The organism is Proteus sp. HMSC14B05, assembly GCF_001808035.1.
In the GTDB taxonomy this organism is placed as follows: Bacteria; Pseudomonadota; Gammaproteobacteria; order Enterobacterales; family Enterobacteriaceae; genus Proteus; species Proteus mirabilis.
This window is the reverse complement of record NZ_KV791997.1, coordinates 115,076-135,504: the sequence shown is the minus strand read 5'-3', so window position 1 is coordinate 135,504 and position 20,429 is coordinate 115,076. Positions and strand designations below refer to the sequence as shown.

Sequence of the window (20,429 nt, the reverse complement as noted above, 5' to 3'; positions counted from 1 at the left end):
TTGCATTTACTTGGCACATTACAACGAAATATCGCGCTAACACTTAGTTTAATGTTGCTAAGTTTTCTATTCAGTGCACCTGCTTTTTCGGCAAAGTTGGCCATTGTTATTGATGATTTTGGTTATCGAAAAAAAGAAGATAACCAAATCTTACAACTGCCAACAGCCGTTTCTATTGCCATCTTACCCAACTCGCCCCATGGTAAAGAGATGGCAACAAAAGCCCATGCCCAAGGACGAGAGATTCTTATTCATATGCCAATGGCACCCATTAGCAAACAACCATTAGAAAAAGATACCTTAAAGCCTTCCATGGATCAGGCTGAAATTAATCGCATTATTCAAAATGCAATTAATCGTGTGCCTTATGCTGTGGGTATGAATAATCATATGGGGAGTGCGATGACATCGGATAGGCAAGCGATGGATAGAGTGATCAAAGCCCTTAATCATTCTGATCTCTATTTTCTTGATAGTGTCACCATTGGCAATACGCAAGCGGCCACAGCAGCCAAAGCGGCTGGCGTTCCTTCTTTACGCCGGCATGTATTTTTAGATAATGTGCAAACAGAAGCAGAAACCCGACAACAGCTTAATCGTGCTATTAATTTAGCGCGTAAAAATGGTTTTGCCATTGCTATTGGTCACCCCCACCCTTCAACCGTAAGGGCATTACAACAGCAGTTGCCACTACTACCTGCCGATATTCAGCTAGTCGCACCCAGTGGTTTGTTAACCCCTTCACCAGACAGCCCAATGGTACAAGAGCCACCCGCTGTTATACCGCCAACAGAACAATCTAAAGAGCCAAAACCTGCAACATGGTTAAAACCAGCACAACAAGCCATTATTTCAATGAAAAAAAGTACTCTTATGAAAGTACTTACTAAAAAATTAATGACCTTCGAACAAGATAAGCAATTCCCTTCCCAGCATTTAGAAAGCAACAAAGATAAAGTCGAATAAATAAAAATATTTAGTGGAAAATATTCAGATCAAATTAGGTTACTTGAAGAAAAAGAAGATGATATTAATTTCTATTTTTTGAGAGGACTAGGCTAATTGTTTTGTTTATTATATCCCCAAAAGACAAATCCCAAGGTCTGCTAACTAAAGCTCGCCTCGGGACTCTAAGTAGATTGTTTAAGGGCGCATAACAACACAAGTTGCCAGTGGGGCCAAAAAACTGCTCTGAAAGGGATTATAGAAAAACATGGCGGAAAGTCAACAACCTTACCCATATACAGAAATAGTTAACTTAAAACAAAAAGCACAATGGATTGAAACAAGCCTATCTATTGAAAGACTGCTTCCTTATATGAGGAGCGCTGGTTATGATTACGAAAAAGCATTTCATCAATATCTATATAATGCTAGATTATCAAAATCTCTGTTGTTTCCATTACATATATTAGAAGTAACTTTACGAAATCGCATACAATGGGTACTAAAAGAAGCATTCAATCGTGATGATTGGCATGAAGATCCTAACTTTATTGATATGCTCAAACCCAAAAGCAAAGATAGCCTACAAAAAGCAAAGTCAAACGCAAAATCAAACTCTATCGACGATGTAGTCGCTAGTAGCACATTTGAGTTTTGGACATTCCTACTTCACGCTGATTACAATAAATTTTGGCGAACTAATTTCTCTAAATTTAGCTATAGTAACCTATCCCTATCTCGAGGTGAGTTTTTTGCTCTTATAAAGAAAATCAATGATTTTAGGAATCGAATCGCTCATTATGAGCCAATTTTAGACCAACCTTATAATGCACGCTATCAAGATATTTTAAAGGCTATAGGTTATATCAATAATGAAGTTCAAATTTGGGTGAAATCACATTCAACCGTTGAGTTAGTTATTGCATCGCAACCAGCACCATCTGGACAACCTAAACCCCTATTAAAAGATAAAGCGGATATCGATTTTACTATTGTCCAAAGTTCAGATGCCTTATTACCAATTCCCAAAAGCCGCTTTATCTATTGTGAAGACAAAGAGCTCATCGTAGATCTACGAGAAATTGCTCAATACTTCCTTTCCGCTGTTGATAAAGATAAAACTCTTATGATGGATCTTAGTACATTAACTATTGGTGACATCGTTACTAATAGAAGAATTAAAAAGAATATTGCTATTTTTGGTGATTCTGAAAGTTTTCTTCATGCAAAGAAAATATTTCAAAGTAAAAAAATAAAATATCTAGTTGTTACAAATTCAAATAATCTTGTTAGAGGAATAATAGAAAAACCTCATCGACAAATATAATACAAATCTATTTTACCCTTAATATAGGTATTTATTTAAAAGAGGTAGCGCCCTTTCACCGTTCAGGGCGCTTTATAACTCCTACTGCCAATCTAAAATTACTTTGCCCGATTGACCTGAACACATAATATCAAAGCCTTTTTGGAATTCATCGATAGGAAATTGATGAGTAATAATCGGTGAGAGATCAAGACCCGACTGGATCAGCGCCGCCATCTTATACCATGTTTCAAACATCTCACGACCATAAATACCTTTAATAAATAATCCTTTAAAAATGACTTGTCCCCAATCAATAGCCATATCTGAAGGAGGAATACCCAGTAAAGCAATACGACCACCATGATTCATCGTACTAAGCATGGTGCGAAAAGCCGGTGGCGCACCGGACATTTCTAATCCAACATCAAAGCCTTCGGTCATACCTAATTCTTTCATCACATCTGTTAGATTTTCTTTGCTAACATTGACTGCTCGGGTGACACCCATTTTTTTAGCCAGATCAAGGCGGTATTCATTAACATCGGTGATCACCACATGGCGTGCCCCCACATGTTTACAGATTGCAGCCGCCATAATACCAATGGGTCCCGCACCTGAAACCAGTACATCTTCCCCCACTAAATCAAAAGATAACGCCGTGTGTACTGCGTTACCAAAGGGATCAAAAATAGCCGCCAGTTCATCCGGAATATTGTCAGGAATTTTAAATGCATTAAAGGCGGGAATAACCAGATATTCAGCAAAACAACCGGGACGATTTACGCCAACACCAATGGTATTACGGCATAAGTGTGTACGCCCACCACGGCAATTACGACAATGACCGCAAGTAATATGCCCTTCCCCCGAGACGCGATCACCAATATTAAAACCTTTAACCTCTTGGCCAATAGCAACAATCTCACCAATATATTCATGGCCAACCACCATGGGAACCGGTATGGTTTTTTGTGACCATTCATCCCAGTTATAAATATGAACATCTGTACCACAAATGGCAGTTTTACGGATCTTGATCATCACATCGTTATGACCAAGCTCAGGTACGGGTACATCGGTCATCCAGATACCGGGTTGTGCTTTTAATTTTGACAATGCTTTCATATTAGAACCTTATGCAATCACATTAAGTTGCTTACCGATTTTAATAAATGCAGCAACAGCACGTTCAATTTGTTCTGGGGTGTGTGCCGCTGACATTTGTGTACGAATACGTGCTTGCCCTTGTGGTACTACTGGGTAGAAAAAGCCAGTGACATAAATACCTTCATCAAGTAAACGTGCTGCAAATTGTTGCGCTAATTTGGCATCTCCTAACATCACAGGAATAATCGCGTGATCAGCCCCCGCCAAAGTAAAACCTGCTGCCGTCATTTTTTCACGAAAAAGTGCTGCGTTACGCCATAAACGAGCGCGCAGGTCATCCCCTGATTTCAGCATATCTAAAACTGCAATAGAGGCGCTCACAATTGCAGGGGCTAAAGAATTTGAGAATAGATAAGGACGAGAGCGTTGACGTAACCACTCCACCACTTCTTTACGAGCTGCGGTATAACCACCCGATGCGCCACCTAAAGCTTTACCTAATGTTCCTGTGATGATATCGACGCGATCTAATACATCACAATACTCATGAGTACCGCGCCCTTGTGCGCCGACAAAACCCACCGCATGCGAGTCATCCACCATCACTAATGCGCCATATTCGTCAGCCAAATCACAGATACTTTTTAGATCAGCAATCACCCCATCCATAGAGAACACCCCATCGGTGGCAATCATAATATGGCGGGCATTATCTGCTTTGGCCTGTTCAAGTTGGGCACGTAACGCCACCATATCGTTATTGGCATAGCGATAACGCTTGGCTTTACATAAACGAACACCATCAATAATCGATGCGTGATTTAGCGCATCAGAAATAATTGCATCTTCAGATCCCATCAGTGTTTCAAATAACCCACCATTGGCATCAAAACAAGAGGAGTACAAAATGGCATCTTCCATACCCAAAAATTCAGCGATGTTCTTTTCTAATGTTTTATGTAGATCTTGCGTTCCGCAGATAAAACGCACCGACGCCATACCAAAACCGTGGCTATCCATTCCCGCTTTCGCCGCTGCAATAAGTTGTGGGTGGTTAGCTAAACCTAAGTAGTTATTGGCACAAAAGTTAATAACATGACTACCATCAGCAACCGCAATATCGGCACTTTGCGAAGAAGTGATGATCCGCTCATTTTTAAATAAGCCATCTTGACGTGTTTGTTCGAGTTGTTGATTAATTTGTTGATAGAAAGAGTGAGTAGACATGCTTTCTCCTAAGGCAGAGACGAAAAGAGATAAGAGCTAGAGTTGACTATAATATAATCATTATTGTTTCTTATTTTATGCTTTTGTTCGATTAAAAACGACAAATGTAAATAAATAATGTTATTTATGTAATTAAGATCACTAATCATCACTGCGATTTTCAAGAATTTCACTCTACTCTTCTATGATGAATGCTACCGTTCACGCTGTTCAGTGTTATTATAGTTGCAGAGCTAATTTTTAGATTTTATATAAAGGGGTAGCCATATGATTATCGTCACTGGCGGTGCAGGTTTTATCGGCAGCAATATTGTTAAAGCATTAAATGATGAAGGTTATACCGATATTTTAGTGGTTGATAACCTAAAAGATGGCACAAAATTTGTGAATCTTGTCGATCTTAATATCGCTGACTATATGGATAAAGAAGACTTTATTGCCAGTATTGTAGCCGGTGATGATTTTGGTGATATTGATGCCGTATTCCATGAAGGAGCATGCTCTTCTACTACCGAATGGGATGGCAAATATATGATGGATAATAACTATCAATATTCTAAAGAGTTATTGCATTATTGCCTCGATCGCCAAATTCCTTTCTTATATGCCTCTTCTGCTGCCACTTATGGTGGCCGTACTGATCATTTTATTGAAGAAAGAAAATATGAAGCCCCACTTAATGTCTATGGCTACTCTAAATTCTTATTTGATGAATATGTGCGCCAAATTTTACCTGAAGCACAATCTATGGTGTGTGGTTTCCGTTATTTCAATGTGTATGGCCCCCGTGAAGGGCATAAAGGCAGTATGGCCAGTGTCGCCTTCCATTTAAATACACAAGTCAATGACGGGCAAAATCCCAAATTATTTGAAGGTAGTGAAACCTTCCAACGTGACTTTATTTATGTGGGTGATGTGGCTGCGGTTAATTTATGGTTCTGGCGCAACAATGTCTCCGGTATTTATAATTGTGGTACCGGCCGCGCAGAATCGTTCCAAGCCGTGGCTGATGCAGTTATTGCTTATCATAACGATAAAGAGCTTTCTGTGGAACATATTGAATTCCCTGAGAAACTCAAAGGTCGTTATCAAGCCTTTACACAAGCTGATCTGACAAATTTACGCAAAGCAGGCTACAGCGCCCCTTTTAAAACGGTCGCAGAAGGTGTTGCTCTTTATATGCAATGGTTAAATCAGGATAAGTAATCGCGGTTTATGAAAATTTTTGTGGTAGGGCCTTCTTGGGTTGGGGATATGATGATGTCCCAAAGCCTATATCGTACATTAAAAGCGTTACATCCTGCGGCAACTATTGATGTGATGGCACCCGCTTGGTGTCGTCCATTATTAGAGAAAATGCCTGAGGTCGATAATGCCATTGCTATGCCTTTAGGTCACGGTGCCTTAGCAATTGGTGAGCGTCGCCGCTTAGGTAAACAACTAAAAGCCAAAGGTTATACTCATGCTTATGTTTTACCTAACTCATTTAAATCCGCTTTAGTGCCTTTCTTTGCCGCTATTCCTAAACGTACTGGCTGGCGAGGAGAAATGCGTTATGGATTATTAAATGATTTACGCCCATTGGATAAAGCTGCATTTCCATTAATGGTAGAGCGTTATGTCGCGCTAGCTTACGATAAACAGCAGGTACATTCAGCCGCTGATTTACCAAAGCCGTTATTATGGCCAAAACTGGCTGTTTCTGACAAAGATATCACTACCACACTTAAGCACTTTTCATTATCTACACAGCGCCCTGCTATCGGTTTTTGTCCGGGGGCGGAATTTGGTCCTGCTAAACGCTGGCCTCATTACCACTACGCGACATTAGCCCAGAAACTTATTAGCGAATATGGCTATCAGATTTTCTTATTCGGTTCACAAAAAGATAAGCCTGCAGGGGAAGAGATCAAACACGCCTTAACCCCCGATGCCCAAGCAGCTTGTATTAATCTGGCCGGTGATACTTCTCTTGAGCAAGCCGTTAACCTCATTGCCGCTTGTAAGGCCGTGGTCAGTAACGATTCTGGCTTAATGCATGTCGCCGCAGCATTAGAGCGTCCATTAGTTGCACTTTATGGCCCAAGTAGTCCCGACTTTACCCCCCCGTTATCCGATAAAGCCCGTGTTATTCGTTTAATTACTGGCTATCACAAAGTGCGTAAAGGCGATGCTGAACAAGGTTATCACCAAAGCTTAATCGACATTCAACCGGAACAAGTCTTTAGCGAACTCGAGCAATTACTCGCTACGGAGCCATCGCTATGAAGCGGGTACTGATTGTTAAAACCTCTTCCATGGGGGATGTACTACATACCCTACCAGCATTAACTGATGCAAGAGCAGCATATCCTGAGATCTGTTTTGATTGGGCCGTTGAAGAGGGTTTTGCACAAATTCCAAGCTGGCACCCAGCTGTTGATACCGTTATTCCTGTCGCAATACGCCGTTGGCGTAAAAACTGGTTTAGTGCGCCTATTCGCGCTGAGCGTGCACAATTTCGTCACGCGATACAAGCACATCACTATGATGCGGTGATTGATGCCCAAGGTTTACTAAAAAGCGCTTTTTTAGTTACACGCTATGCGAAAGGCACTAAACACGGCTATTCTCGTCAAAGTGCTAGAGAGCCTTTAGCGAGTTTTTTCTATAATATTCGCCACAATGTCAGTAAAAAAATGCATGCGGTAGAGCGTATCCGCCAGCTATTTGCCCTCAGCCTTAATTACCCACTCCCCACTACTCAAGGGGACTATGGTATAGCACAGCATTTTCTCTCATTACCCGCTATTGATAAACGCCCTTATTTAGTCTTCTTACACGCCACTACCCGTGATGAGAAACATTGGCCCGAAGCCCATTGGCGAGAGTTAATTGCATTATTGGCGAATTCAGATTTGCGTATCAAACTACCTTGGGGTGCAGAGCATGAACATCAGCGTGCAATACGCCTTGCACAAGGTTTTGACTATGTTGATGTATTACCCAAAATGTCGCTCGCAGAAGTAGCTCAAGTGATTGCTGGAGCGCAAAGTGTCGTTTCTGTCGATACCGGATTAAGCCATTTAACCGCAGCCTTAGATAAGCCGAATATTACCCTTTTTGGCCCTACCGATCCGGGATTAATCGGCGGTTATGGTAAGGCACAAAGGTCGTTAAAAGCAGCAGGTGGGGATATTGGGGAGATCACGCCTCAAAAGGTTTTTAATATACTTAAGATTTAACCCAATACCCTAAAAGTTATTTATCTTTTAGGGTGTTATTCTTCATCTTATTTTGCCTGCACTTTATTTTGATAATACTCAGCCAATGTCATTCCCTGTACTTTATCTTGTAAGAAATTAAATAGTGTTTCTAAATCATTATATAAGCCATCAATATCTTGTTCTGTTCTAAAAGTAGGGCTTCCACCAGGCATAAACTCTGAAGAGTGCAACATAAATTCAATATGAGAGTGACCTTGGGCTAAAGATTTTTGTGCCACTTCAATCATCTGTTGTGCATTTCCCCCTTTAGGGCGTAACCAATTAACTGAAGGTGAGCGTTGTTTACCTCTTAGCTTATCGTACCCTTGCTTAATTTTATTCATAAAAGGGGAATGTTTATATTGAATACTCATTGGCACTTCAAGTAACGTTGAATCCCCTGCTTTGCTGATATCATTAACATCCAAAAAGTACGCATGGCTTGGGAAATTACTGTAATCTGTACCGCCTGATTGTGCCGGATCACCTTTAGTAAAACACCAATCGACTTTGGGTGTGACAGAGCAATCGACTTGATAACCAAATTCAATCAATAGCTGCGCATAAGTTTCATTAAATGCCCAACGCCCAGCACGGTGACTTAACATTTTTGTTTGTAATTTATTTTCCAGTAAGTCAGTCATAAAGGCAATTTTGTCGCGCATCTGCGATTTGGGATATTCAATTAAATAAGGCTGATAATGAAGATCATTGTCCGTTAACGCAACAATTGGGGGACTATTCCATGCATGAAGGTGCATACCAATTTCCCCAGTGTTACGGGCTATCACATCTTGTGCAAACTCAATATAGGCTTCATCTATTGCCATTTCATAGTTGGTTAGCCAAACGGGTTTAAATTGAAAACGTTCGCAAAGTTGCTGAAAACGGGGTAAAAAATGCGTATTTTGCGTAGTAATGTTATGCTCATTTTCCCAAAGATTATCGCCTTCGGTATCTAATGTGATAATAAATGCTGGTTTTTTCATGCATTCCCCGTCAACTTATGGATTATAGGCTCATAATTGTATCAATTGACTTATGTTACGCAGTAGAAAACGTCAATTCAAATAATATAAACAAGGTATGGTAGATGCATTCTACGGATTTGTTTACAATTAAAGTATCTCATTGAAGCTAAAGTAATTATGAATAATATAAATCAATCATTTAACAGAATACTGGTTATTAAACTTCAACATCATGGAGATATGTTATTAACGACACCTGTTATTAATTCGTTAAAATCAGCTTATCCTAATGCAAAGATTGATGTTTTATTATACAAAGAAACATTACCGATGCTTGAACATAATCCATTAATAAATCATATTTTTTATCTTGACCGAAATTGGAAATATCAAGGTAAGTTCACACGATTAAAAAAAGAGTGGCAACTAGGGAAAATCTTACAAAAACAGCAATATGACTTAGTGGTGAATTTAGCTGACCAATGGAAAGCCGCTATTTTCGCCTTAGTTACCAAAGCCCCAGTGCGCCTAGGGTTTGAATTTGAAAAACGGCAAAATAGTAAGTTTTGGCAAAAATGTCATAACATTATTGTCCCTACTGCAGAGCATGGACAATTACACACTGTAGAGCAAAATCTTTCTATTCTAGCCCCTCTTAATGTACCAATTATTTCTGATGTTACCATGGCATATAGCCACCAAGATAAACAATGGTTAGAAGAGACAATTAAAAAGCATCATATCCCTAAAAACTATATTGTTATTCAACCAACCTCTCGTTGGTTTTTTAAATGTTGGAATGAAGATAAAATGGCGACATTAATTACTCAGCTTCAGCAAGATAATTACTCAATTGTGTTAACATCAGGGCCAGAAGCGAAAGAGCTTGAGATGATAGAAAATATTTTAGCTCAGTGTCCTGATAAAACATCAATTAATGTATTAGCAGGAAAAACATCACTCTCTCAGCTTGCGGCATTAATTGATCATGCGGCTCTTTTTATTGGTGTTGATTCTGTAGCTATGCATATGGCGGCTGCATTAAAAACACCGCTAGTCGCACTCTTTGGCCCATCAAAACTAGAGCATTGGCATCCTTGGCAAGCCATTGGAGAAACTATTTGGGCAGGTAATTACGCTAAAATCCCCCACCCAGATCAAATAAAAACCGATACACAACAACGTTATCTTTCTGCTATTCCCGTTGATGCTGTATTTAATGCAGCAAAAAGGTACTTAAGCTAATGAATGCCCCTTTACGATTAGCCATTGTTAGACAAAAATACCGTCCAGATGGCGGTGCTGAGCGCTTTATCGCACGTGCACTTGATGCCTTATCTAGTGATGCACTAGAACTTAACGTCATTACTCGACAATGGCAGGGTGATACCCATCCTGATTGGCATATACATCTATGCAACCCCAAAAAATATGGTCGTATTAGTCGGGAGTCTGGTTTTGCTAAAGCGGCTAGAGCATGCTGGCAAGAAAACCACTTTGATATTGTACAAAGCCATGAGCGTATCGCGGGATGTGATATTTTTCGTGCAGGTGATGGCGTACATCGTCGTTGGTTATTACAACGACAGAAAATATTACCTCGTTGGAAAGGACGTTGGTTACTTTATGATAGATACCACCGTTATGTGATGAATGCAGAACAACAGATGTATGCTGATCCAGCGTTAAAACAAGTTATTTGTAACTCACAGATGGTGAAAAAGGAAATTATTGCGGATTTTGGCCTCTCTGCCGATAAAATATCTGTTATTTATAATGCAATTGACCATAATGTTTTTGTACCAGCAACAAATTCTCAAAAACAGCGCTTAAAAACACAGTATAATATCCCTCAAGATAAGCCTTGTTTTATTTATGTAGGATCGGGATTTGAACGAAAAGGGTTAGCTGCAGCTATTTCAGCCATTGCCAATACATCGTCAATCTTACTTGTCGTAGGTAGTGATAAAAATCAGCCAAAATATGAACAACTTGCAACACAATTAGGCTGTAGACAGCGTATCTTCTTTTTGGGTATGCAAAAAAAGACGCTCGACTTTTATCAAATAGCCGATGCCTTATTACTACCAACGCTTTACGATCCGTTTCCCAATGTTATTCTTGAGGCGTTATCATGTGGTTTGCCTGTGATCACTTCAACCAGTTGTGGTGGTGCAGAATTTATTCAAAATGGTAAAAATGGGTTTGTTTGTGATGCGTTAGATATTCCTGCATTAACAGAGGCAATTGTGCAAATTCCAACAAACTCAGCATGGTCTGAAATGTCGCAAGTGGCGCGAGAAACTATCCTCCCCTATACACCGAAGCGATTATCAGACGAGCTTATTTCACTTTATAAACGGATATTAACTTTGTGAATCAACAACATATACTTTTTATTATTGATGGATTACCAGGTGGTGGCGCTGAAAATGTCACGCTCAGGCTGGCTAATGGTTTTCATCAGCAAGGATATCAAGTCACTCTTTTATCCTTACATAATAAATTGGCGTATGAATTACCTGATTTTATTGACTATATTGTTGATCATGATGAATACCGAGGTATTTTTAGAAAACTAACAGAGATATCTCGCAGAGCAAAATCTCTTGATAAGGTATTAACGCGACTTTTTGCACAAAAAGGTCGTCCTGCATTGGTACTTTCTAATTTACATAAGACAGACCGTATTGTTTGTCGAGCGAAACAACTAAGACATTGTAATGTTTGGTACTGTATTCATGGGATCTATTCACAATCTTATCTTGGTAATAAATCGGGTTTCTCTTATTGGTTAAAAAAGAAGAAAATTCAGCGAGTTTATAAAGATAAAAACCTTATTTGTGTTTCTAATGCGGTAAAAGACGATTTAATACATGCTATTGGCGTCGATGCACAGCAATTAAAAACAATTTATAACCCATTTAATATTATGGAGATCCAACATAAAGCCTCACAACCTAACCCGTTTGCAGGGAAAGCGTATATTTTGCATGTTGGGCGATTCCATGAAGTTAAACGACAAGATAGATTGATAAATGCTTTCGCTAAAGCCAATATACCTTGTCAACTTATTCTATTAGGAGAAGGTACTCCCGTTATTAAGCAACAATTACAGCAGCAAATTGCCCAACTCAATTTAAATGAAAAAGTCATATTAGCGGGTTTTATCGCCAATCCACTCCCTATCATTCAAGGTGCTAAAGTTGTTGCACTCAGCTCTGACAGTGAAGGATTACCAACCGTACTAATTGAAGCTCTTATCTGTGGAACGCCCATTGTAAGCACTCGTTGCCCTGGTGGCGTAAGTGAAATTATGACAGACGAACTGACTAACTATCTTTCAGATATGGATGCAGACTCACTCGCAGATAAACTACGTCTCGCTTATTACGCACCACCTCAAATATTGCCATCATCTTATGCAAAATTTGAAATAAACCATATTTTAAAGCAGTATATCGCTTTAATTCCGTAATACACGCCGACTTGTTTTACACACTTTCTCCTACACAGTGTGGTACTATAGGCTTTCGTCCAGATAAGTGAATTTGATAGCATGTTGTTGCGTTTATATCAGGTACTTCTTTACCTTATTCAACCTCTGATTTGGCTACGTCTTTTATTACGCAGCCGCAAAGCACCCGCCTATCGCAAACGGTGGGGTGAGCGCTATGGCTTTTGTCGAGGCAAAGTCGCGCCTCATGGCATTTTATTACACTCCGTTTCAGTGGGTGAAACACTTGCCGCTGTACCTCTTGTTCGTGCATTACGCCACCATTATCCCGATTTACCTATTACCGTCACCACCATGACACCAACAGGCTCAGAGCGCGTACGCTCTGCATTTGGTGACGATGTGTACCATGTCTACCTTCCTTATGATTTACCCGGCTCAGTTAATCGTTTTCTTACAACGGTTGATCCTAAATTGGTGATCATCATGGAAACAGAGCTGTGGCCAAATCTTATCTCACAGCTTTATCGTCGCAAAATCCCATTGATTATTGCTAATGCTCGCTTATCAGAGCGCTCAGCAGCGGGTTATCAAAAACTAGGTAGTTTTGTCAAAACGATGCTGAGAAAAATTACCTTAATTGCTGCCCAAAATCAGGAAGATGGCGAACGTTTTATTGCTTTAGGGCTAAAACGCTCACATCTGCATATTACCGGTAGCTTAAAGTTTGATATCTCGGTCACCCCTGAGCTCGCCGCTAAAGCCGTGGCACTACGTCGCCAGTGGGCAGCACATCGCCCTGTCTGGATAGCCACCAGTACCCATGAAGGGGAAGAGGCGATTGTCTTAGATACCCATAAAAAATTACTGGCACAATTTCCTCAACTGTTGCTGATTTTAGTTCCCCGCCATCCAGAACGTTTTGCAAAAGCAGAGCAACTTACCCAAGAGGCTGGCTTTAAATATACCCTACGCAGTAGCGATGCTATTCCCGATGCACAAACCCAAGTGGTGATAGGCGATACTATGGGAGAGTTAATGTTGCTATATGGTATTGCTGATCTGGCCTTTGTTGGAGGCAGTTTAGTCGAGCGCGGTGGACATAACCCATTAGAAGCCGCAGCCCATGCCATTCCGGTATTAATGGGGCCTTATACTTTTAATTTTAAAAATATCTGTGCCAAGTTAGACCAAGCTGAAGGACTAATTACCGTCACTGATAGTGACTCTATGGCGACGGCTATCGCCTCATTACTCAATGATGAAGATTATCGCCGCTATTATGGACACCATGCCGTTGAGGTACTTCATGAAAATCAAGGGGCGTTATTGCGCTTATTAACCTTACTCTCTCCTTATCTGCCACCTCGGAGTCATTGATGAGTGAAAATAAACGTCTCTCGGTCGTGATGATCAGTAAAAACGTTGCGGATGTTATTGAAGCATGTTTAGACTCGGTACAATGGGCTGATGAAATTATTGTTTTAGACTCAGGGAGCGACGATGCAACTTGCCAATTGGCCCGTGAAAAAGGGGCTAAAGTATTTAGCAACACCCCATGGCCGGGGTTTGGTAAACAGCGACAATTAGCACAGCAATACGCCACAGGCGATTATATTTTTATGATTGATAGTGATGAGCGTATTACCCCTGAGTTAAAAGCCAGTATTCAAGCCGTGTTACAACAACCTGAATCGGGTGTGGTTTATAATTGTGCTCGCCGTAACCTGTTTATGGGCCGTTTTATGAAACATAGTGGTTGGTATCCCGATAAAGTAACCCGCCTTTATGCTCGTGAGCAGTATCAATATAATGATAATTTGGTTCATGAATCATTAGAAACCCAGGGTGCAACCATTAAAACTTTACCAGGGGATCTGCTGCATCTTACTTGTCGTGATTTAATCGAGTTCCAACAAAAACAGCTAAAATACGCTAAAGCATGGGCACAAGAGCGCAATCAGCAAGGTAAAACCACCCGTTATAGCGCCATTATTAGCCATACGCTGGGGGCGTTTTTTAAAACTTGGTTACTGAGAATGGGTATTTTAGATGGAAAACAGGGATTAATATTGGCATTTGTTAATGCACAGTATACCTTTAATAAATACGCCTCATTATGGGAACTTAGCCGGAAAAACCGTGAATATGAAAAATAAAGCTATCTACCCTGGAACCTTTGATCCCATCACCTATGGGCATATTGATATTCTCACTCGTGCTGCGGGTATGTTTGACACGGTGTTATTAGCCATTGCCGCCAGTGCCCGTAAAAACCCTATGTTTAGTTTAGAAGAGCGTGTCGCTTTAGCAAAAGAAGTCACCCAACACCTGCCGAATGTGGAAGTTGTCGGCTTTTGTGAGCTAATGGCGAATTTTGCTAAAAAACAGCAAGCGACCATTTTGATCCGTGGCGTACGCTCGGTTTCTGATTTTGAATATGAGTGGCAACTGGCGAATATGAACCGTCATTTTGCCCCAGATCTCGATAGTGTCTTTTTGTTACCTTCACAAAATCTCTCTTTTGTTTCTTCTTCACTTATCAAAGATGTGGCACGTCATGACGGCGATGTATCGACTTTTTTACCTGAAGTGGTTGCTACAGCAATGCTACAAAAACTCGGTAAGCGTTAATCGGTTATCTCACCATGTTGGCAATGTCGGCAAAAGAAAGTGCTACGTTGCCCCTGCTTAATACTTTCAATAGTATGACCACAAATTAAGCACGCTTTATCTTTGCGCCCGTAGACAAATAGCTCTTGGGCAAAATAACCTGGTTTACCATCAGATTGTAGAAAATCTTTTAAGGTGGTTCCCCCTTGCTCTATCGAGCGAGTTAATACCGTTTTAATGGCATTAACCAATACGTCACACTCTTGCTCGGTTAAGCTACTGGCTTTTCTATCTGGCATGATCCCTGATGAAAAGAGTGCTTCGTTCGCATAAATATTGCCAACACCCACCACCAGCTTGTTATCCATTAGCCATGGTTTGATGGCGATTTTTTTATTTTTGCTCTGTTGATATAAATATTGCGCGTTAAATTGCGCCGAAAGCGGCTCTGGCCCTAAATGGGCTAATACGGAGCTGGTGGCTAAATCTTCACACCATAGCCATGCACCGAAACGACGCGGATCGGTATAGCGTAGTACCTTGCCATCACGAAACACTAAATCAATATGATCGTGTTTCTCTTCAGGCTGCTCTTCTGGCAAGATACGTACACTGCCGGACATGCCTAAATGAACAATGATCCACCCTTGATTTAATTCAATTAACAGATATTTAGCGCGCCGTTTAACACTTAAAATCGGTTCATCCAGCAAGGTTTTGATTTTTTCAGAAACAGGCCAACGTAATTTACTGTTACGCACTATCGCGTAGTGCAAGATATTGCCCACTAAATGAGGCTCAATACCTCGGCGACTGGTTTCAACTTCTGGTAATTCTGGCACAAGTCACTCCATTATTGTCACTTGAGAAATACAGCGATAACATCATTTTTATTGTATGATGAGCCATTCATCCCCACAAACCGCTAGAGCAATATAACATAAAGGACAGTGGTAGCTTATTATGATGTTGTTTAAAGACGATAGTAAAAAATCTTTGTGGAATTTATCCATTATTGGACTTTACATTATATTGATCTACTTACCCGATATCACTCGCTATAAAAATATAGTGATGGGGCTAATTGGTGCAACGGCACTTTGGTATCTGGTGCGTGATTTTCGCACTATTGGTCAGATTTTTAAAAATAATCTCGCCTATGCGCTGTTTTTCTTATTGCTCGCCATTGGCTATTCAGTGGTGATTTCCGTAGAGCCAGCACTGAGTCTAAAGGAGATGAATAAGCCGATTTTAAATGGCTTACTGCTCTTTGCTATTGCGTTTCCCATTGTATTGTATAAAGAAACTCCTATAGCAATTGCAAAGATGGTGATGGTATCATTCGCCATGGGTTTATTAGTGATTATGGCAAAGGAGTTGGTGCAGTATTATTTGGAATATCAGAAAGGTATTTGGCCTTTTACATGGCAAAGTCAAAAATTTCATCGAGACATTTCTTATAGTTTACTTTTCTTCTTTCCTATAATCATATCATCATGGGCATTAAAAAAAGTTTATAATACTATTAATTGGTTATTACTAATCATTATTAGTTCATTATTTTTGTTCATAATGCTAGGAACTCTAGCTCGAGGTGCATGGGTTGCATTAATAATTACTACACTATTGATGCTTATAATAAATAAACAATATAGATTAATTTTTATAAGCCTAATCATATGTGTAGTTTTACTATTTTTAGCTAAACTACTACCTGCAAATGATTATTTTAATAGAACCCTCCAATTCAAATTAACCCAAACCAATAGCGGACTAAGATTTGATGGTGGTACCCAAGGCTCAGCCTTAGATTTAATCTTAGAACAACCTATTAAAGGCTATGGTTATGGTAATCAGCTTTATCATAATGTTTATAATCAGCAAGTAAAACAGCATAAAAACTGGGTCTTTAAAAAATCCATTGGTCCCCATAATGTATTTTTAGCTTTCTGGTTTGCCGGCGGTATTTTGGGGTTAATAAGTCTACTCTATTTCTGCGCGTCTTTTATCGCTCAAGGTATTCAATTGATCCGCAAGAATCAGGGAATTATTCGCCAAGCAGCGCTGGTGTTATTAATGTCGTTTTTAGGGGTTTATGTACTGCGTGGATTATTTGAAAATGCCTATATTAATCAAGTGGGTATTTTATTAGGGTTAATGTTAGCATTGCGCTATTCATTATTAAATCAGCCCTCAGCGACACCGACCCAAGAAGATAAATCCGTTAGCTAATCAGTTTATTGATGGTATGTAAAATCGTCTCTGCCCGTTTATCCCAGTTGTAATAATTTTCAACTAATGAGCGGGCGTGATTGATTTTCTCACTGGTACGTTGTGGCTCTTCTCTTAGTAATTTAATTTGTTGGGCAAAACTCTGCGCATCACCACTATCAGCAAAACTCACCGCTTTTTCATCCACCACATCACGAATTGATGGAAAATCTGAAATAACCACCGGTTTTCTCATCGCCATATATTCAAACAGTTTTAACGGAGAGGTGTAGCGACTACCGATACTGGTTAAGGTTAAAGGCAGCACACAAATATCATGTTGAGCAATCGCCTGAAAGCGTTGTTTAGGATCGATAAAACCAAGAAAGTTAACTTTCTCTTTTACATCCATCTCCTTAGCAAGCAATTGCAGCCCTTTAATTTGCTCAGCCGTTCCACCAGCAATATTCAGTCTAGCGTTATCCAGATATTTCATCGCTCGCATCATGGTGGGGATCCCTTTCCATTTATGCAAACTACCTAGATAAAGTACCTCTGTTACATTATTGGTCGTAGCGGTTATATCTCTATGGCTATCTTTGTTGCTATCTGCGGCATATAAATCCACCCCATCGGGTACAATAGTAATAGGCGTGGTTACTTGATATTGCGAAATAATATCGTCCCTTAACAGCGAGGTCAGCACAAATACTGCCGTTGCGCGACTGTATACCAACTTCTCCATTTTTAGCAGTTTATGGTATTTCAGGCGATTTTTTTTCGTTTCAAAAGAGTGCGACTCTGCAAAAGATTGCGCAAAAATCTCATGGCTTTCGAAAAAAAGCGGAATATCTGCATGGTTCTCAGCCAAATAGCAGGCCAGTTTTAAATTACGCGTAAATAGTGCATCAACAGGGTGTTGTTTTAACCAACGTGCAATTTGTAATGAAAATAGCTTTTGCGAATTAAAGGGAAAATACCATTTACGTCTGATATCTCTTAGCGCAATTAACCGCGCATTGTTATGAATATCACGCCCGAGAATATCGCTATCTCGATACTGTCCTTTAGGGGTGACTAGCGTCACTTGTGCACCGGCACGGGCAAACGCATCAACGTTTTGCAATATTTGCAATGAAGCCACACGCAAATCGGGAACGGGATAAGGATCAAGATAGGCGATTTTCATCATTCTGTTTTTAATGCCTGTAGTAATCGTTGTGCTGAATGTTGCCAAGTATAGTGAGAAGCAATGCGTTGGCGTGCATTTTCGCCCATTGCTTTACCTCTATCCGGCAATGCCCGAAGATGGTTGATGGCTTTCACCATCGCGGTTACATCACCTGGGGTTACCAATAATCCTGCACTTTGCTCATTGCCTACCACCTCAGGAATACCGCCGATATAGCTGGCAATCACCGGTTTTCCACATGCCATTGCTTCTGCAATGGTGATCCCAAATGCTTCATCGCCGATACTTGGGAAAACCCCTGCATCACAAGCGGCATAAAACTCAGGTAACATTGCGTGCTCAACGGGTTGATGAAAAATAACTTGTTCAGCAACACCTTTTACCATCGCTTTATTTTTTAATTGTTCCAGCGCATCCCCCGCGCCGATGATCAGTAACTTAACGTCTTCATCTCGCAATTGGGCTATTGCATCAATAGCAACACTTAAGCCTTTCCAACCGACTACACGCCCCGCAAATGCCAATAAAAATGTAGGCTCACTCACCCCGAGCTGTTGGCGCAAAGATGTTGTCATAGGCTTAAACTTTGCCATATCAACACCATTATAGATAACCGCAGGAAATTGTTTAAAATGCTGCTGAATTTGCCAAGCATTAAAATGGCTACACGCAACCCAAGCAGAGATTTTTTTCGCCAGTTTACGATCACCTTTAAAAAAGCTGGTGCCACCACTCATATAACAAAAACGTGTCGAGCAAGATTTGGGCATCATTGCAGGCCAAAAGAAATCAAACGGCTTAGTTAAAATAACCCAATCAAAATTTTGTCGAATAACATCTTGTTTAGCATAGCGAGCAAAACTATAACGTTCAACAATACGACGAAAACGACCACCGAGATCGATAACTTTCTCTCTTGGTGTATAAGGATAGGTATGAATATGAATTTGTCGGCCTGCTAGTTCATGCCTGACATCACCATTGCCCCCATAAAGATGTACCTCATGTCCCGCATCATGTAACTGTTTGGCAAGCTCCCATACTGCGGTTTGGATCCCACCATAAGACATTGTGATTGTGACATCAATTAAGCCAATCTTCATGAGTTACTGTTTCACCTTTATTCCATTTAAAATATCGCTAACGGCATGCCAAACATTGGCGACAGAAATATCAGACATACTATCTTCACGACTTGCATCGGCTAACGCAATAGGATGTTGGATAATATGACAACATGAATGTTGTAATGGCGCTAAATAACATCCGGGATGATAGCTGTGATACATGGCTACCATCGGAATACCTAACGCGCCAGCTAAATGCGTCGGCCCTGTATCAACCCCGATATAGAGCGACAAATGCGCCATAATGGCAGCATTTTCGCGCATAGAAACTTGCCCTGCTAATGCCAAACAATGCTCAGTACCTATTTTTTTCGCCAGTTCAATGGCGACTTGTTGGCTCTCTTTCCCACCTAATAACAGAAAATAGGCCTGCTCGTCATGAGTCATTATCTGTTTGGCTAACTGCAAAAAGTGTTCTATAGGCCAATCGCGGTAAGCTTTGGCAGGAAAACTTTGTAATTGTAAGCCAATAATGTGCTTATTAATTAATGCATTACTCTCTATAAACTGTTGGGCAAATTGCTTTTCTTCTGAACTAATAGAGTAGCGTAATTGCCAATTGGTTGGGTAAATTCCTAATGCATTAATTAATAAAGCACGCTCTTTTTGTGCCACCATTAACTCTTTAGGGTAAGCCACCCATGTTATGTCTGATTGCTTTTGGTTATTTTCAGCAAAAGCCACTACATGTTGTGATTGACGGCGGGCATACTGCACTAATGAATGATCATTTCCATATACCAAAGCTAAATCATAAGGTTTATGGGGTAACCATCCTCGCCAACGGGCGCGCTTTTTCGAGAAAGGCTTAACACTAAAAATATCAGGATTGTGCTGCAAAATGCAGGCACTGCGTTTATGCGCCAATACATGAATACGCGCATTCGGCCAACGCTCTTTTAGTGCGTGGATCACCGGCGTGATCAGTAACGTATCACCAAAACGCGCAATTGCTATAACCAATATGTTTTTTGGATCCATACACTTTTTATTTAGTTTAAATGATACATTTACTTTCCAGACTA

General features: G+C 40.3%; 19 protein-coding genes. 12 read left to right on the top strand and 7 right to left on the bottom strand.

From position 1 onward, the window contains the following. Positions 1-966 (top strand): divergent polysaccharide deacetylase family protein, encoded by a 966-nt coding sequence (locus HMPREF3129_RS13500; protein ID WP_004249736.1) that lies wholly within the window; start codon positions 1-3, stop codon positions 964-966. A gap of 247 nt (positions 967-1,213) precedes the next feature. Further along, positions 1,214-2,272 (top strand): Abi family protein, encoded by a 1,059-nt coding sequence (locus HMPREF3129_RS13495; RefSeq protein ID WP_004249737.1) that lies wholly within the window; start codon positions 1,214-1,216, stop codon positions 2,270-2,272. Positions 2,273-2,353: 81 nt separating this feature from the next. Here the strand turns inward: HMPREF3129_RS13495 and tdh are convergent, their stop codons facing one another. Together tdh and HMPREF3129_RS13485 are read right to left on the bottom strand one after the other, a co-directional pair. Continuing rightward, positions 2,354-3,379, bottom strand: a complete 1,026-nt coding sequence (gene tdh / locus HMPREF3129_RS13490) for an L-threonine 3-dehydrogenase (RefSeq protein WP_049236072.1) — start codon at positions 3,377-3,379, stop codon at positions 2,354-2,356. Positions 3,380-3,388: 9 nt separating this feature from the next. Beyond that, positions 3,389-4,588 (bottom strand): glycine C-acetyltransferase, encoded by a 1,200-nt coding sequence (locus HMPREF3129_RS13485; protein ID WP_049236074.1) that lies wholly within the window; start codon positions 4,586-4,588, stop codon positions 3,389-3,391. A 267-nt stretch (positions 4,589-4,855) separates the two neighbouring features. On the opposite strand from HMPREF3129_RS13485, the gene rfaD reads away from it, so the two are divergent. The 3 genes from rfaD to rfaC are packed head-to-tail and all read left to right on the top strand — an operon-like array spanning position 4,856 to position 7,812. Next, complete coding sequence (gene rfaD, locus HMPREF3129_RS13480) at positions 4,856-5,794, top strand: ADP-glyceromanno-heptose 6-epimerase (protein WP_004246462.1); 939 nt, start codon at positions 4,856-4,858, stop codon at positions 5,792-5,794. A 9-nt stretch (positions 5,795-5,803) separates the two neighbouring features. Continuing rightward, positions 5,804-6,856 carry an ADP-heptose--LPS heptosyltransferase RfaF gene (rfaF, locus tag HMPREF3129_RS13475; protein WP_004249926.1) on the top strand — a complete coding sequence of 351 codons (1,053 nt, stop codon included), beginning with the start codon at positions 5,804-5,806 and terminating at the stop codon, positions 6,854-6,856. Then, entirely contained in the window at positions 6,853-7,812 is a 960-nt protein-coding gene (gene rfaC / locus HMPREF3129_RS13470; protein ID WP_070487073.1) for a lipopolysaccharide heptosyltransferase RfaC, read from the top strand. The genes rfaF and rfaC overlap by 4 nt, the downstream gene beginning before the upstream one ends. 47 nt (positions 7,813-7,859) lie before the next feature. Here rfaC and HMPREF3129_RS13465 read toward each other — a convergent pair whose 3' ends face one another. Beyond that, positions 7,860-8,822: a polysaccharide deacetylase family protein gene (locus HMPREF3129_RS13465; RefSeq protein WP_070487070.1), complete on the bottom strand. Its 963-nt coding sequence runs from the start codon at positions 8,820-8,822 to the stop codon at positions 7,860-7,862. 159 nt (positions 8,823-8,981) lie between these two features. On the opposite strand from HMPREF3129_RS13465, the gene rfaQ reads away from it, so the two are divergent. From rfaQ to coaD, 6 genes are all read left to right on the top strand, one after another. Continuing rightward, positions 8,982-10,049 (top strand): putative lipopolysaccharide heptosyltransferase III, encoded by a 1,068-nt coding sequence (rfaQ, locus tag HMPREF3129_RS13460; protein WP_049199802.1) that lies wholly within the window; start codon positions 8,982-8,984, stop codon positions 10,047-10,049. After that, positions 10,049-11,182 (top strand): glycosyltransferase family 4 protein, encoded by a 1,134-nt coding sequence (locus HMPREF3129_RS13455; protein WP_049236080.1) that lies wholly within the window; start codon positions 10,049-10,051, stop codon positions 11,180-11,182. The genes rfaQ and HMPREF3129_RS13455 overlap by 1 nt, the downstream gene beginning before the upstream one ends. After that, complete coding sequence (locus tag HMPREF3129_RS13450) at positions 11,179-12,282, top strand: glycosyltransferase (protein ID WP_049219326.1); 1,104 nt, start codon at positions 11,179-11,181, stop codon at positions 12,280-12,282. The genes HMPREF3129_RS13455 and HMPREF3129_RS13450 overlap by 4 nt, the downstream gene beginning before the upstream one ends. Before the next feature lie 81 nt (positions 12,283-12,363). Then, positions 12,364-13,641: a lipid IV(A) 3-deoxy-D-manno-octulosonic acid transferase gene (waaA, locus tag HMPREF3129_RS13445; protein WP_004246472.1), complete on the top strand. Its 1,278-nt coding sequence runs from the start codon at positions 12,364-12,366 to the stop codon at positions 13,639-13,641. Continuing rightward, on the top strand, positions 13,641-14,420 hold the full coding sequence (locus HMPREF3129_RS13440) for a glycosyltransferase family 2 protein (protein WP_036908582.1): 780 nt from the start codon (positions 13,641-13,643) through the stop codon (positions 14,418-14,420). Before waaA ends, HMPREF3129_RS13440 begins: the two co-directional genes overlap by 1 nt. Beyond that, positions 14,410-14,895: a pantetheine-phosphate adenylyltransferase gene (gene coaD, locus HMPREF3129_RS13435; protein WP_004246474.1), complete on the top strand. Its 486-nt coding sequence runs from the start codon at positions 14,410-14,412 to the stop codon at positions 14,893-14,895. Before HMPREF3129_RS13440 ends, coaD begins: the two co-directional genes overlap by 11 nt. Here coaD and mutM read toward each other — a convergent pair. Next, positions 14,892-15,716: a bifunctional DNA-formamidopyrimidine glycosylase/DNA-(apurinic or apyrimidinic site) lyase gene (mutM, locus tag HMPREF3129_RS13430; RefSeq protein ID WP_004249937.1), complete on the bottom strand. Its 825-nt coding sequence runs from the start codon at positions 15,714-15,716 to the stop codon at positions 14,892-14,894. The genes coaD and mutM overlap by 4 nt on opposite strands. A 121-nt stretch (positions 15,717-15,837) precedes the next feature. Here mutM and rfaL point away from each other — a divergent pair, with 121 nt between their 5' ends. Then, positions 15,838-17,106, top strand: coding sequence for an O-antigen ligase RfaL (gene rfaL, locus HMPREF3129_RS13425; RefSeq protein ID WP_049219324.1), 1,269 nt, complete (start codon positions 15,838-15,840; stop codon positions 17,104-17,106). Here the strand turns inward: rfaL and HMPREF3129_RS13420 are convergent. The 3 genes from HMPREF3129_RS13420 to HMPREF3129_RS13410 are packed head-to-tail and all read right to left on the bottom strand — an operon-like array spanning position 17,099 to position 20,385. Beyond that, a complete protein-coding gene (locus HMPREF3129_RS13420; RefSeq protein ID WP_017826991.1) occupies positions 17,099-18,277 on the bottom strand; it encodes a glycosyltransferase family 4 protein in 1,179 nt (392 codons plus the stop codon). The genes rfaL and HMPREF3129_RS13420 overlap by 8 nt on opposite strands. After that, positions 18,274-19,380: a glycosyltransferase family 4 protein gene (locus HMPREF3129_RS13415; protein ID WP_036919452.1), complete on the bottom strand. Its 1,107-nt coding sequence runs from the start codon at positions 19,378-19,380 to the stop codon at positions 18,274-18,276. Before HMPREF3129_RS13415 ends, HMPREF3129_RS13420 begins: the two co-directional genes overlap by 4 nt. 3 nt (positions 19,381-19,383) lie before the next feature. After that, on the bottom strand, positions 19,384-20,385 hold the full coding sequence (locus HMPREF3129_RS13410; protein WP_012368652.1) for a glycosyltransferase family 9 protein: 1,002 nt from the start codon (positions 20,383-20,385) through the stop codon (positions 19,384-19,386). Positions 20,386-20,429 lie beyond the last annotated feature (44 nt).

Excerpts from the sequence above, each read along its gene's own strand:
- HMPREF3129_RS13495 (WP_004249737.1), top strand. The coding sequence starts at position 1,214 with ATGGCGGAAAGTCAACAACCTTACCCATATACAGAAATAGTTAACTTA.
- tdh (WP_049236072.1), bottom strand. The coding sequence starts at position 3,379 with ATGAAAGCATTGTCAAAATTAAAAGCACAACCCGGTATCTGGATGACC.
- HMPREF3129_RS13485 (WP_049236074.1), bottom strand. The coding sequence starts at position 4,588 with ATGTCTACTCACTCTTTCTATCAACAAATTAATCAACAACTCGAACAA.
- rfaD (WP_004246462.1), top strand. The coding sequence starts at position 4,856 with ATGATTATCGTCACTGGCGGTGCAGGTTTTATCGGCAGCAATATTGTT.
- rfaF (WP_004249926.1), top strand. The coding sequence starts at position 5,804 with ATGAAAATTTTTGTGGTAGGGCCTTCTTGGGTTGGGGATATGATGATG.
- rfaC (WP_070487073.1), top strand. The coding sequence starts at position 6,853 with ATGAAGCGGGTACTGATTGTTAAAACCTCTTCCATGGGGGATGTACTA.
- HMPREF3129_RS13465 (WP_070487070.1), bottom strand. The coding sequence starts at position 8,822 with ATGAAAAAACCAGCATTTATTATCACATTAGATACCGAAGGCGATAAT.
- rfaQ (WP_049199802.1), top strand. The coding sequence starts at position 8,982 with ATGAATAATATAAATCAATCATTTAACAGAATACTGGTTATTAAACTT.
- HMPREF3129_RS13455 (WP_049236080.1), top strand. The coding sequence starts at position 10,049 with ATGAATGCCCCTTTACGATTAGCCATTGTTAGACAAAAATACCGTCCA.
- waaA (WP_004246472.1), top strand. The coding sequence starts at position 12,364 with ATGTTGTTGCGTTTATATCAGGTACTTCTTTACCTTATTCAACCTCTG.
- HMPREF3129_RS13440 (WP_036908582.1), top strand. The coding sequence starts at position 13,641 with ATGAGTGAAAATAAACGTCTCTCGGTCGTGATGATCAGTAAAAACGTT.
- coaD (WP_004246474.1), top strand. The coding sequence starts at position 14,410 with ATGAAAAATAAAGCTATCTACCCTGGAACCTTTGATCCCATCACCTAT.
- rfaL (WP_049219324.1), top strand. The coding sequence starts at position 15,838 with ATGATGTTGTTTAAAGACGATAGTAAAAAATCTTTGTGGAATTTATCC.
- HMPREF3129_RS13420 (WP_017826991.1), bottom strand. The coding sequence starts at position 18,277 with ATGATGAAAATCGCCTATCTTGATCCTTATCCCGTTCCCGATTTGCGT.
- HMPREF3129_RS13415 (WP_036919452.1), bottom strand. The coding sequence starts at position 19,380 with ATGAAGATTGGCTTAATTGATGTCACAATCACAATGTCTTATGGTGGG.
- HMPREF3129_RS13410 (WP_012368652.1), bottom strand. The coding sequence starts at position 20,385 with ATGGATCCAAAAAACATATTGGTTATAGCAATTGCGCGTTTTGGTGAT.